The sequence below is a fragment of the Pararhizobium qamdonense genome (genome assembly GCF_029277445.1).
GTDB lineage: Bacteria > Pseudomonadota > Alphaproteobacteria > Rhizobiales > Rhizobiaceae > Pararhizobium > Pararhizobium qamdonense.
The window spans coordinates 76,022-88,929 of sequence record NZ_CP119568.1; the positions used below are offsets into that span (position 1 = coordinate 76,022).

The following is a 12,908-nucleotide window of genomic DNA, read 5'->3' on the forward strand; positions in this document are numbered from 1 at the left end:
ATCAACCGGCGCGGCGGACTGGTGCTGCTGCGGTTTTCGCCTTTGCGGTAGCGGGTTTGGCTTTCGCGCGACCGGCACCCTTATTGGCATTGGCCGCCGCCCGCTTGGGTTTCTCCTCCTTGGCGCCAAGGCCAGCACTCTCGCGCAAAGCTTGAAGCAGATCACTCGACTTCGAAACGACCGGTGCCTTTTTCTTCGGTAGCGATCGACCCTCGATCTTGGCTTTGACGAGTTCGGCCACCGCCTCCTCGTAGCGGTCGTCGAATGTGCTGGCGTCGAAACTGCCCTTCTTTTTGCCGATGATCAGTTCGGCAACTTCGAGCAGTCCCGGATCACTCTTCATGTCCGGCAGGTCTTCAAACGCGTCTTCGGAGGAGCGGACTTCGTAGTCGAAGTTCAGTGTTGATGCGATCAGTCCGTTGCCATGCGCGCGGATCAAGACGGTACGCAGGCGGCGGAACAGCACCGTCTGGGCAATGGCCGCGACCTTGGCGGCCTTCATGCCGTCGCGGAGAAGCACATAGGCATCAGTGCCCATCTTGTCCGGCGTCAGATAGTAGGGCTTGTCGAAATAGACGTTGTCGATTTCCGAGCAGGGAATGAAGGACAGTATCTTGAGCGTCTTGTCGCTCTTGGGGACCGCCGCTGCAACTTCCTCTGGCTCAAGCACGATGTACTGGCCGTTTTCGACCTCGTAACCTTTGACCTGATCATCCCGCTCGACCGGATCACCGGTCTCGGTATCGACGAACTCGCGCTTTACTCTATTGCCGGTTGCCCGGTTCAGCGTGTTGAACGCGATGCGCTCCGACGAGGACGCGGCCGTGTAAAGCGCAACGGCACAGGACACCTCTCCGAACTTGATGAAGCCTTTCCAATTCGCTCTTGGGGCAACCATGATACGCGCACTCCTGTACAACCGACGCGATTCAACGGAATGAGCTGCCGAATCGTTCCGAGGCAAAACGAATCATTTTCAATGACTTAGCACCGGAGCTGTTCGCGTTTGGCGAGTCTTGCCTAGAGTCCTGATTCAAATGCATCTTTTGTCGGTGACGCGCGTTTATTGGGGACAGCAACCCTAGAGGAGTCGGCTATGAGCAAGCGCGAATTGATCAATACCGGTACTGACAAGCGTTATGTGCGCCGTGATGAAGACGGCAAGTTCGAGGAGAGCGTCGATGTCTCGCGGTCTCTTTCCGCCGACGCCCGCCACGATGCCAAGAATGATGCGAAACCCGCCGAGGGCGACAAGGGCGATCGCAGGCGCTGACCCCTTCGGTGAAACTCGCAACCTACAATGTCAACGGCATCAACGGCCGCCTCGACGTGCTGCTCCGCTGGCTTGAGGAGGCAGAGCCGGATGTGTGTCTGCAGGAACTGAAGACACCCAACGACAAGTTTCCCCGCAAGGAGATTGAACGCGCCGGCTACGGCGCGATCTGGCACGGGCAAAAATCCTGGAACGGCGTGGCTATCCTTGCGCGAGACAGGGAACCGATCGAGACGCGACGTGGCCTTCCCGGCGATCCCGACGATGGCCACAGTCGGTATATCGAGGCGGCCGTCGACGGAATGATCGTCGGCTGCCTCTACCTCCCGAACGGCAATCCGGCTCCAGGACCCAAGTTCGATTACAAGCTGCGCTGGTTCGAGCGGTTGCAGTCCTATGCGGCGGAACTGTTGGAGCTGGACGTCCCTGTCGCATTGGTTGGCGACTTCAACGTCATGCCCACCGACCTTGATGTCTACAAACCAGAACGCTGGACCGACGACGCGCTGTTTCGTCCGGAAGTAAAGGCGGCCTATGCCGACTTGGTCGCGCAAGGGTGGACGGACGCCATCCGGCATCTTCATCCCGACGAGCGCATTTATACGTTCTGGGCTTATTTCCGAAATGCCTTCGCGCGAGATGCCGGTCTTCGTATCGACCATTTCCTCTTGAGCCGGGCGCTCGCCGCAGATCTCAAGCGATATGGCGTCGATAAATCGGTGAGAGGCTGGGATCATACGAGCGATCACGCCCCGGTGTGGATAGAGCTCTAACGTGGTCGGGAGATCGTTCGGCGGCGAGGTCCGTTGCCCTGTTCAGACAGTCCGGTCTATTTGAACTTTGCAAGACATGGAAAGCTTTTCCCGCATTGGTCGCCGTCGGGATGAACGAGACGGTCGCAGCCGAGCGCCGACATCCGCCGCAGGCGCGCGAGCGTGATGCCGGCCCCATGTTTTTTGACAAGTTCCGCTCTGACATAGCTTCCCATCCGGCCGCATGGTCGACACTCCACGTCGATGACAGGGTCGCGGATCTGGCGCAGGGTGGAGGTCAGACGCACCGCTTCAATGTTCGCACGGCTCATCGCTGCTCTGCTCCCACCATCGGGCGTAACAAAGGGACGTTGTTCAAACCATGGTCGTGCAATTCCATCGTCCCCAAATTTATTTGAACCATGCCAGACGCCTGTCTGTGGATGTTATCGGTATGATTCGCTTTACGAATCTATTTTTTCCCAAATGTTGAGGACGATATTCCTATTTTTCACACTGTTGACTCTCTGGTTATGAAGGAACAGAACGTGAACTTCAATTGTTAAAAGCGGCATGATGTCGTCCATGAAGAGAACACGAACCTAGAGGATTCCGTGACCGATGACGGCTGCGCGAGAGCACGTCATAGCCGATCTTCGTACCCGCATCGCGCTGCAAAGTGGCCCTGCGAAGCAATCCGGCTGCCTGCCATTCGGCGTTGACGAAATCGACACCATGCTGCCAGGAGGGGGTCTTATGCGTGGTGCGCTCCATGAGTTCGCAGGCGGTGGTGCGGGTACGGTCGATGGAGCAGCGGCTGCCCTGTTTGTTGCCGGGGTCGCTGCGCGTACGAAGGGCAAGATCGTCTGGTGTCTGACGCGACCGGATCTGTTTTTCCCGGCGCTTGCGCAGGCCGGCCTGAATGCAAACCGGGTCATATTTGTCGAGGGCGACAGGCAAGAGGACGTGCTTACGTCCATGGAAGAAGCCTTATCCTATGGTGGCCTCGGCGCCGTTGTGGGGGAAGTCGTCCGCCTGCCGATGTTGGCAAGCAGGCGCCTTCAGCTTGCGGCCGAAAAGAAGGGAAGCCTTGCCCTCGTCGTTCGCAGATGGCGCCGCCAGTCTGAGGCCAACGATTTTGGCCAGCCGACCGCGTCGACCACAAGATGGCGCGTAAGCGCGCTGCCGTCGGTAGCATTGCCCGTGCCCGGCGTTGGACGGGCAACCTGGTTGCTGGAGTTGATGAGATCGCGTGCAGGCGAGTGTGCTGAGTTTATCGTTGGAGCGTGTGATGACCAGGGTCGTATCGATCTACCTTCCCGATCTGTCGACGGATCGCATTCGTCGCGCCGATCCCGCCATTCCGGTTGAGCAGGCCATTGCCGTGATTGCAAAGAGCGGATCGAAACGCTGGGTGTCTGCGGCCGATGCTTCTGCAAAGAAGGCAGGTGTCCGGATTGGCATGCCAGCCGCGAAAGCCCAAGCCCTGTTCCAAGGGCTCCTCATGATCGACGCAGATCCACGAGCCGATGCTGCGGCACTCGAAAGGATCACATTATGGGCGTTGACCCAGTATTCGCCCATCGTCGCCGTCGATGCTTCCGACGGTATCGTCATGGACACCGAAGGGGCCGATCACCTTCGGGGCGGGGAGCTTCCAACGCTGACGGGCATCGCCAATCTGTTCAGGGGCAGGGGTCTGATGACGCGTGTCGCCATCGCCGACACATGGGGCGCCGCTCATGCCTGCGCGCGTGCGATCTGCCGGGATACCGTCATCATCCCCAGAGGCGAGACCGTGCGAGCCGTCGAGCGCTTGCCCGTCGGCCTGTTGCGGCTCCCGGAAAAGACTGTTGGCGATCTCAGGACTCTCGGGTTTCGCACAATTGGGGAGCTTTCAGCGACACCGCGGGCGCTGCTCACGCTTCGCTTCGGGCCTGAGATTGGACGACGGTTGGACCAGATGTTCGGCCGCGCCGGTGAGCCGATCGACCCCATCCGCAGTTCCGAGCAGATTGAGGTCAGTCGCTCTTTCCAGGAACCGATCGGGGCAGCCGAGACGATCGACAAATATGTCGGGCGGCTTGTCGTCCAGCTTTGCGACGAACTTCAGAAACAAGGGCTCGGCGTGCGGCGCGCGGATCTCATTATCGACAAGGTTGACAACACCCGTCAGGCGATCCGCGCAGGAATGGCAAAGCCCGCACGGGATGTAGCGTGGCTCACCAAGCTGTTCAGGGATCGCACGGAAAAAATCGATCCCGGGTTCGGCATCGAGAAGCTGACCCTCGTGGCCGTGATGTCTGAGTTGCTCGAGGAAACACAGACGGCATCGTCGTTTATTGAGGATGTCGGCGAAGATCTCACGCCTCTCGTGGACATCTTCGGTAACCGCGGCCAACGGGTCTACCGCTTGGCTCCAGTGGCGTCCGACGTCCCGGAGCGCAGCGTCCGGCGTATTGCCGCTACCGCTGACGATGTCGACGTCTTCTGGTCACATCAATGGCCGCGCCCGGTTCGGCTTCTCGCTCATCCAGAACTGGTCGAGGTCATTGCGCTGATGCCGGACCATCCGCCTGTGTCCGTGACATGGCGCGGCAAACGCCGAAGGGTCAAAAGCGCTGATGGGCCCGAACGGATCTTTGGCGAATGGTGGCAGCGCACGTCCGAATGGGCTGCCGTTCGCGATTACTTCATCGTCGAAGATGATGCAGGCGAGCGCCTCTGGATCTTTCGATCCGGGGACGGTGTCGACGGCGAAACCGGTTCTCACAAGTGGTTTGTACAGGGAATTTTCACATGAGATATGCCGAGCTTCAGGTGACCACCCATTTCAGTTTTCTAAGGGGCGCGAGTTCGGCGCAGGAGCTGTTTGTCACCGCGAAACAATTGGGTATCGAAGCGATTGGAGTTGTCGATCGCAACTCGCTTGCCGGGATTGTCCGTGCACTCGAGGCCTCGCGCGAAACCGGCGTGCGGCTGGTCGTCGGCTGCCGCCTCGATCTGGCTGACGGCATGTCGATCCTGGTCTATCCGACCGACCGGGCCGCCTATTCAAGGCTGACCCGACTGATCACACTCGGCAAAAGCCGAGGCGGTAAGAACAACTGCATCCTGCATCTGAACGATGTCGCGATGTATGCGGATGACCTCCTCGCCATCCTCGTCCCTGACATTGCCGACGATACCTGCGCGGTTCAGCTTCGCAAGATGGCCGACATTTTTGGGGATCGCGCCTACCTGTCATTGTCCTTGCGGCGTCGCCCGAACGATCAACTGCGGCTGCATGACCTATCAAACATAGCCGCGCGCTGCAGGGTGAAGACCGTCATCACCAACGATGTGCTGTTTCACGAGCCAGCAAGGCGGCAACTGCAGGACGTCGTCACCTGCATCCGCAACAACACCACGATCGACGAGGTCGGTTTCGAGCGTGAACGTCACGCCGACAGATATCTCAAGCCGCCCGAGGAGATGGAACGCCTTTTTCCGCGCTATCCGGAAGCGCTGCGGCGAACGATGGAGATTGTCGATCGTTGCAAATTTTCGCTCGAGGAACTGACCTACCAGTATCCGGAAGAGGCCATCGTTCCCGGAAAATCGGCCCAGGAGTCGCTCGAACATTATGTCTGGCAATGTGTGCCTGATCGTTATCCGGAGGGCCTGCCGCCAAAGACGCTGCAGATCGTCCGGCATGAGCTCGACCTGATCAACAAGATGAAATACGCGCCTTACTTCCTCACGGTGTTTTCGATCGTGCGGTTTGCGCAAAGCCAAGGCATTCTCTGCCAGGGACGTGGGTCCGCTGCGAACTCTGCCGTTTGCTACATTCTTGGCGTCACCTCTATTGATCCTGAGACGAACGATCTCCTTTTCGAGCGCTTAGTCAGCCAGGAGCGGGACGAGCCGCCGGACATTGATGTCGATTTTGAACACGAAAGGCGCGAGGAAGTCATCCAATGGATCTACAAGACCTATGGCAAGGTAAAGGCGGCACTCTGCGCGACCGTGACGCGCTATCGCGCAAAGGGGGCGATCCGTGACGTGGGCAAGGCGCTGGGCCTGCCAGAAGATTTGATCAAGGCGCTGTCGTCAGGCATGTGGTCGTGGTCGGAAGAAGTCAGCGACCGTAACGTGAAAGAGCTCAATCTCAATCCGGATGATCGCCGTCTGATGCTGACTCTGCAGCTGGCGCAGCAATTGATGGGAGCGCCTCGCCACCTCGGACAGCATCCGGGTGGCTTTGTGCTTACCCATGACCGCCTTGACGATCTCGTTCCCATTGAGCCGGCCAGCATGAAGGATCGGCAAATTATCGAGTGGGATAAAGACGACGTCGAAGCGTTGAAGTTCATGAAAGTTGACGTGTTAGCCTTGGGCATGCTGACCTGCATGAGCAAAGCCTTCGAACTTATCTGCGAGCACAAGGACGAAGACCTGGATTTGTCCAAAATCCGTCAGGAGGATCATGCCACCTATTCGATGATCCGCAAGGCCGACACGCTGGGGACGTTTCAGATCGAGAGCCGGGCGCAGATGGCGATGCTGCCGCGCCTGAAGCCGAGGACATTTTACGATTTGGTCGTCCAGGTCGCGATCGTGCGTCCGGGCCCAATCCAGGGCGACATGGTGCATCCATACCTGCGCCGGCGGGAGGGCAAGGAAAAGGTCGAGTATCCGACGCCGGAACTGGAAGCTGTCCTTGGAAAAACGCTCGGCGTGCCGCTTTTTCAGGAGAGCGCGATGAGGGTCGCGATGGTCTGCGCCGGGTTTACTGGTGGCGAGGCCGATCAGTTGCGCAAGAGTATGGCGACGTTCAAGTTCACCGGAGGCGTCAGCCGGTTCAAGGACAAGCTTGTCTCGGGCATGGTTCGAAACGGTTACACGGCCGAATTCGCTGAAAAGACCTTCAGCCAGCTCGAGGGGTTCGGATCCTATGGCTTTCCGGAATCCCACGCGGCTTCCTTCGCGCTGATCGCCTATGCGTCCAATTTTGTGAAGTGCCACTTCCCCGACGTTTTCTGCGCGGCCCTTTTGAATAGTCAGCCGATGGGCTTTTATGCCCCCGCCCAGATCGTCGGCTGCGCTCGCGCCCATGGCGTTGAGATCCGCCCTGTCTGTGTCAACCAATCCCGTTGGGACTGCACGCTGGAGCGGATCGGAAATACCGAGAGACATGCGGTCCGGTTGGGCATGCGGCTGGTCAGAGGGCTGGCTGTCTCGGACGCCGCCCGGATTGTAGCAGCTCAGATGAACAGTGAATTTGCTTCCGTCGACGACATATGGCGCCGGTCGGGTGTGCCAGCTGCTTCGCTGGTCGAACTTGCAGAGCAGACGCGTTTCGGCCGGCCCTGAATCTTGAGAGACGCGATGCCCTGTGGGCAATCAAGGCGTTGCGCGACGAGCCGCTGCCTTTGTTCGCCGCTGCTGCCGATCGGGAGATGCAGACGATCGCCGAGCAGCACGAGCCCGAAGTCGAGCTCAGGCAGATGACCGAAGGCCACAATGTGGTTGAGGACTATGGCCATACCGGGCTGACCCTTCGTGACCATCCGATTGCGTTCCTGCGAAACGACTTGGCAAAGCGCAGCATCGTGACCTGCGAGGAGGCCATGACCGCACGGGATGGTCGTTGGGTCATGACGGCGGGACTGGTGCTCGTGCGGCAAAAGCCGGGCTCGGCGAAAGGAGTGATGTTCATCACGATCGAAGATGAAACCGGACCTGCGAACATCGTGGTCTGGCCAAAGCTGTTTGAGAAGCGGCGCCGGGTCGTTCTGGGGGCGTCGATGATGGCGATCAATGGACGGATCCAGCGGGAAGGCGACGTCGTCCATCTTGTCGCCCAGCAGTTGCTCGACTTGTCAGGCGATCTCTCCGGCCTTGCGGACAGAGACATGGAGTTCAGGCTGACATCGGGCCGCGGTGATGAGTTTGCCCATGGCTCTGCCGGAAGTGGGGATTCACGAGACCGGGCACCGCCACCGAAACCCCGTGATATTTTTGTCCGTGACCTTCATATCGACACCTTGAAGGTCAAGGCGAGAAACTTCCAGTGACTGTCATCAGCTTGTCTGTGGTCGGGTCTCACCTTATCCTGCGGCAATGACAAAGGATCCGCCACACGACGCCTTCGAGCGCGCACTGGAGCGATTTGCCGATGGCTATACGCAAGGCATGTTCGAGGGGCGGGCATGGGGCGTGACCGTAAAACGCTCTGCGGATCGTAACCGCATCTGGCTTTACGCCGAGGACCTCGCCGGATCCGACATTGTCAGCTTCAATCTTTATCGACTAAAAGGCGCGGGCCTGACGCTAAAGCCGTGCGAGATGTCATCCGAAAAGGTTATGGCCTTCGTGCTCGGCTTTAACATCGGGCCGTCATCATCGACGGGCGGCATAATGGCGGTCTCGATTTCCAAAACTCCCGTTGGACCGAGAGCGACTGATCAGGTGCTTATGTTGGCCCACCAATCGGCATAGGGCGTGTTTTTGGCAAGCTTGCGATTGTAATCCGGCGCATCGTCCCACCAGGTTGGCCCTCGTTCTCCAAGGGCGATCTTGGCATCATCGACCCGTTTGCGCGCGGCGGCCGTTGCGTCCTTGTCTCGCCTGGCATCGCGAACGGCCCGACGTGCCGCCATCAGTTCGTTGACGAGCTCGACGCGTTTCGTTTCATCCAGGTCGGGATTGCTTTTGCGCCAGAGCCGCCCTTTCACCACGAAGTACCGACCGTCTGGCGTGTCCGGATATGTTTGCTCGTCTTTTGACATTTGGATTTCACGCGGAAAACAGGTCTGCGGTCTGGCTGGGATGCCCGCCAAGGCCGCCGACCGCCGTGTATCGCGGCAGAACCGTCATTCTCTCTTCCGGAAGCGGTCGCTGGAGCTTCTTGGCCTCCTTCCAGTCCGCAGTCATCCAGATCTCACATTCCTCTTTCGTTGTCAGAAGGACCGGCATGGCTTTGGGATGGATTGGTTTGACGATCTCATTGGGGTTGGTCGTCAGGAACGCGTAGATATCGTGCTCACCCTCACGCGGTGCTTTGATCGGACCGCGGGCACCAGTCCATGTCGTATGAATGCCGGCCAGGGCGAACACCGGTTGGTCTTCGTTCACGACGAACCAGCGCAGGGGCTTCTTGCCCGTTTCCAGGTCGGCCACTTGTTCGTACTCGCTGAACGCGGTGGCCGGCACAAGGCAACGGTGTTCCACACCAAGCCATTGCTGCCAGTGCGGGATCCATGTCTGGCGCACATTTGTGACGCCCTTGTCCGGCTTGCCGTCAAGGTGCTCTTCCGGGGTTGGCATGCCCCAGACCGACATCGCCAGTTCCCGTTCACCGTCGACATCGACACGAACAATCGGCCCGGGACGGTCGGGGTGGACATTGATGGAGGGAGGCAGATTGCCCTCTCGATATCTGGTGATATCGATAAAATCCCGGATAGCCTGCTGATTGCTTGTCAGATTGTACAGGTTACACATCGCATTCCCCCTCGCTGGCATGAAGATAGAATATCCAGTTCGACTATCAACGTTGTGCATCGCCCGCTCGTTGCATCGGGTCCGCGCCTCGATGCAACGAGCGACGGTCAAAGCGCTGCAGCGCATCGCATTGGCCCCGACGCGTGAATTCCTGACTGGCATCCATGCTGTCTGGCCCGGTGAACCTGGGAGTAACATCAACAGCGCGCTCATAGCGGATCTGACGGCAAACCTTGCTTCTTCGTGTCGTCAGTGTCTTATTGCCGATGAGCGGGACTCATTGCGGCCGGCCCTCAAAACGAAAGATCAGGGCGACTGCCTTATGCCAAATACCATAATCCTCAACCCGAATACTGGTGCGCCTTCCTTCGGCCTGGTGCCAGGGATGAATAGCCGGGGCACCGTGATCGTGTCGGGAGAAATCCGGCTACTGCGCGGCAAACACCTTGGCCCCAATCGGGGATTTGGTGCCTGCCACATATGGGCCGAGCACACCAAGGAAATGGAAAAGCTCGGCTTTTTGCTTGAATCCGATGTGCCGAAATACGTGGCTCACATCATTCGCACCGGAACGCCATTGTTCTACAGTGGGGATAGCTTCACAAAGATACGTCTCATGGCGGTGAGGGCAGTGGCGGGTACCGCCATTCTGGAAGTGAGAGAGCAGCGTGAGCTGACGTTCTGGTCTGTCGTGACGGCATACTCAGGAACAAAAAACCACGGCACCCGTGTGGGAACCGTGGTCTGAAAACTGGTGTGATTGCAGTAGCAGCGTCGCCTTAGCTCAAGGGTTCGGAGACCAACCTAATGTCCTGCAAATAAGCTCCCTGTAGAGCTTACCATCCACATGAGCGGGCCAATTTACAGGTGAAGCCGACTCAAAATGCTCTTTATGCCACAGTGGATATATAGGTGAACATGACGGCTCCGTCAAGTTCAGCAGGGTTAGACACCCTGCGAGAACCTATGCGACCCCGCGTCAGAATTCCTGCCCATGCTGAGCTATATAAGAGCAACGGCAACACCCTTCCAGTCATTTCACCAGAAGTCGCCGTTTGCCTCAGAGAAGATTTTTTCCCGCCATCGCGCGTTAGCAGATGAGCATTCAGGCAGTGGATCTGCGTAATAGATTTTGGTCAGGCGCACGCACGGTCGCACCAGCCGCCAGCGTTGCCAAACCCAGCTCTCTTGTCTGGCATCCCTAATCCAGTCCCGTCCTTGGACGGTCAACCCACAAGGGGGGTCGCAGCTACTGCGACCTCTCTGGCTGTGCCGCCGAGGTGACCGCGGCCGGGCCCGGATCAAACGGGCGCCATCGAGCGGGGATTGGCCCCGCCAACCGATGGAGCCTCACATGTCGGATCGCAGCCTCGCACAAAACCACGCACTCGATCTTGCCCGGACCCTGATGGTCCCGGTCACCCTCTTCGAAATCGATGGCGAGATCGGCGTCATGCCTTCCGCCGAGTATGACGGCGACGAAGACGCCATCATCAACGAATACGATCCGTTTGCCTATGGATCGGCTCATTGAGCCGATCATCCCTTCGGGGGAAGGCGTGCCGCTTGCGCTGATGCGCGCGCAAGGGAGGCTTCGCCGCGAACTTTCCTCGCAGATCTGCACATTGCGAACCGCGCCCTTGCGCGCTTCCATCTTCGCGGCCTGGGCGCTGCCAGTCCGAAAAGTCAGGAAAGCTAAAGGTGGCGATATGGAAAAGAATGACATCGAAAAGTTGCGTACCCGGGTGGGCTGCGCAGCAGTGCTTGAGCATGAGGGCTTTGCGATAGACCGGAAAGAGAGCACACGCCGGGCAGTCAAATTCCGGCGCGACGACGATATCATCATCGTAATTCACGACGACAGGGGCTGGTTCGACGCCCGTTCGGATTTCAAGGGCGATGTGTTTGCACTCGCAAGCTATCTGCGTGGGATCGGCTTTGCCGAGGCCCTGACCATGGTTGGCGATCTCGTCGCGTTTCAGCCAACCGCACCGACCTGGGAAAAACCTATCGGTTGCACGCAAACAATGGCTTCGGTCGCTGACCGCTGGAACCATAGAAAACGGCCGTGGCGCGGATCGGCGACATGGAACTACCTCCGACAGGGACGGGCTTTGCCATGGCAGGTCATCTCTGCGGCGATCGATGCAGACGTTCTTCGCGAAGGACCCTACGGCTCGATGTGGGCAAAGCATGTCGATGAGGCGGGCGCCGTCATCGGCTGGGAGGAGCGCGGTCTGGACTGGCGCGGGTTTTCCACCGGCGGCGCCAAGGCGCTCTTCCGGTTTGGAAAGGTGGATGCCCGTCGGATCTGCGTCACAGAGGCGGCGATCGACGCGCTCAGTCTGGCGGCAATCGAACAGACGAGACCCGACACGCTTTATGTCAGCACAGGTGGCGGCTGGTCGCCGTTGACCGCTCAGGCGTTGGAAAAACTGGCTTCCCGGGATGGCGCGTGGCTGGTGGCGGCGACCGACAACAATGTCCAGGGAGAAGTCTTCGCCGATCGCCTGCGCCAGATGGCGGAATGCGCCACTTGCGATTTCTCGCGACTGAGGCCGCCATGTGAAGACTGGAATGAGGAATTGAAGGAGAGGAGGGAGAGAGGAGAGCTGCCGCATACGCGGACAGCGCATCAAGGGTGAAGCTGCCGCCCGCCTGACTGCGGCCCTTGACCCGCTGCCCACGAGGCGCCGGCTGAGGAGGGGTGATCAAAGGACTGAACAGAGAGGTCGATCAGGCTTCGCGTCAGTCGTAACCCCGAAGGAGCCGCAGATGTTCGTTTCTCCAGCAATTCGTAAAGTGTTCGAAGGCGTCGCCAGCCGCCACGAAATGTACGCCCTGTTCAATCGCCATAGCCAATCGCCGTTCGACGATAACAGGATAAATGGCACGCGATATATCGGCGAGTGGTTTGAGATATCAGAAGCCGAACACGACCACATGTTCGAAATTCTGCCGCCGCTGTTCTATCGCGGTGATATCTTCGCCATGCGCGAATTTTTGGCCGCCAGCGTCACCAGTGTCTTTTTCGCGCTGACGATCGATGATCGCTCCCGCTGGTTTCACGGCTATTGCGATCTGAGCGATCGTCAGTCGCCCGACCGGATGCGCGCCGAGATCATCACCCGCGAATCCCGGCCGGTGCGTGCCATGAACCGACAGGAAAAGCTCGATCATATCTGGAGCGCGACCAGTCCGGATTTCCGCGGCTATGCCGACGCTCGCTTTCCAGCCGATCTGCGCAATCGCCAGACCGTGCTCGTCTATCCCTCAGCTCACGGCAAGATCTGGAAGCTGCTCGACGATCTGACCGACGAGGAGATCGCCGCAAAACTGCCGGTGCAGTTCCGTCTCCTTCCAGAAACCATTGCTGCCTGACGGCAGCCTTCACT

General features: G+C 58.9%; 12 protein-coding genes and 2 pseudogenes. 10 read left to right on the top strand and 4 right to left on the bottom strand.

The features are described from left to right. Position 1: 1 nt before the first annotated feature. Positions 2–898 carry a non-homologous end joining protein Ku gene (ku, locus tag PYR65_RS25715; protein WP_276122164.1) on the bottom strand — a complete coding sequence of 299 codons (897 nt, stop codon included), beginning with the start codon at positions 896–898 and terminating at the stop codon, positions 2–4. Between the two features lie 198 nt (positions 899–1,096). On the opposite strand from ku, the gene PYR65_RS25720 reads away from it, so the two are divergent. Together PYR65_RS25720 and xth are read left to right on the top strand one after the other, a co-directional pair. Next, the gene (locus PYR65_RS25720; RefSeq protein ID WP_276122165.1) at positions 1,097–1,273 is read left to right on the top strand and encodes a hypothetical protein; all 177 of its coding nucleotides are present in this window, start codon (positions 1,097–1,099) and stop codon (positions 1,271–1,273) included. Positions 1,274–1,281: 8 nt separating this feature from the next. After that, a complete protein-coding gene (gene xth, locus PYR65_RS25725; protein WP_276122166.1) occupies positions 1,282–2,046 on the top strand; it encodes an exodeoxyribonuclease III in 765 nt (254 codons plus the stop codon). 56 nt (positions 2,047–2,102) lie between these two features. On the opposite strand, the gene PYR65_RS25730 is transcribed toward xth, so the two are convergent. After that, positions 2,103–2,357 (bottom strand): hypothetical protein, encoded by a 255-nt coding sequence (locus PYR65_RS25730; protein ID WP_276122167.1) that lies wholly within the window; start codon positions 2,355–2,357, stop codon positions 2,103–2,105. Between the two features lie 289 nt (positions 2,358–2,646). On the opposite strand from PYR65_RS25730, the gene PYR65_RS25735 reads away from it, so the two are divergent. From PYR65_RS25735 to PYR65_RS25750, 4 genes and pseudogenes are all read left to right on the top strand, one after another. Next, positions 2,647–3,396 carry an ImuA family protein gene (locus PYR65_RS25735; protein ID WP_276122168.1) on the top strand — a complete coding sequence of 250 codons (750 nt, stop codon included), beginning with the start codon at positions 2,647–2,649 and terminating at the stop codon, positions 3,394–3,396. Next, entirely contained in the window at positions 3,317–4,828 is a 1,512-nt protein-coding gene (locus tag PYR65_RS25740) for a Y-family DNA polymerase (RefSeq protein WP_276122169.1), read from the top strand. The genes PYR65_RS25735 and PYR65_RS25740 overlap by 80 nt, the downstream gene beginning before the upstream one ends. Then, positions 4,825–8,084, top strand: a pseudogene (locus tag PYR65_RS25745) (error-prone DNA polymerase). The gene PYR65_RS25740 and the pseudogene PYR65_RS25745 overlap by 4 nt, the downstream one beginning before the upstream one ends. Positions 8,085–8,130: 46 nt before the next feature. Further along, positions 8,131–8,394 (top strand): annotated as a pseudogene (locus PYR65_RS25750) (hypothetical protein); the annotation flags it as partial. 80 nt (positions 8,395–8,474) lie between these two features. Here the strand turns inward: PYR65_RS25750 and PYR65_RS25755 are convergent. Next, a complete protein-coding gene (locus tag PYR65_RS25755) occupies positions 8,475–8,798 on the bottom strand; it encodes a hypothetical protein (RefSeq protein ID WP_276122170.1) in 324 nt (107 codons plus the stop codon). A gap of 7 nt (positions 8,799–8,805) precedes the next feature. Next, a complete protein-coding gene (locus PYR65_RS25760; RefSeq protein ID WP_276122172.1) occupies positions 8,806–9,513 on the bottom strand; it encodes an SOS response-associated peptidase in 708 nt (235 codons plus the stop codon). Between the two features lie 91 nt (positions 9,514–9,604). Here PYR65_RS25760 and PYR65_RS25765 point away from each other — a divergent pair, with 91 nt between their 5' ends. The 4 genes from PYR65_RS25765 to PYR65_RS25780 all read left to right on the top strand — a co-directional run bounded on the left by PYR65_RS25765 (position 9,605) and on the right by PYR65_RS25780 (position 12,894). Continuing rightward, positions 9,605–10,261, top strand: coding sequence for a hypothetical protein (locus PYR65_RS25765; protein WP_276122174.1), 657 nt, complete (start codon positions 9,605–9,607; stop codon positions 10,259–10,261). 606 nt (positions 10,262–10,867) lie between these two features. Continuing rightward, a complete protein-coding gene (locus PYR65_RS25770; protein ID WP_276122175.1) occupies positions 10,868–11,047 on the top strand; it encodes a hypothetical protein in 180 nt (59 codons plus the stop codon). Positions 11,048–11,222: 175 nt separating this feature from the next. Next, complete coding sequence (locus tag PYR65_RS25775; RefSeq protein WP_276122355.1) at positions 11,223–12,158, top strand: DUF3991 and toprim domain-containing protein; 936 nt, start codon at positions 11,223–11,225, stop codon at positions 12,156–12,158. Positions 12,159–12,288: 130 nt separating this feature from the next. Beyond that, on the top strand, positions 12,289–12,894 hold the full coding sequence (locus PYR65_RS25780) for a DUF1419 domain-containing protein (RefSeq protein ID WP_276122176.1): 606 nt from the start codon (positions 12,289–12,291) through the stop codon (positions 12,892–12,894). Positions 12,895–12,908: the final 14 nt, after the last annotated feature.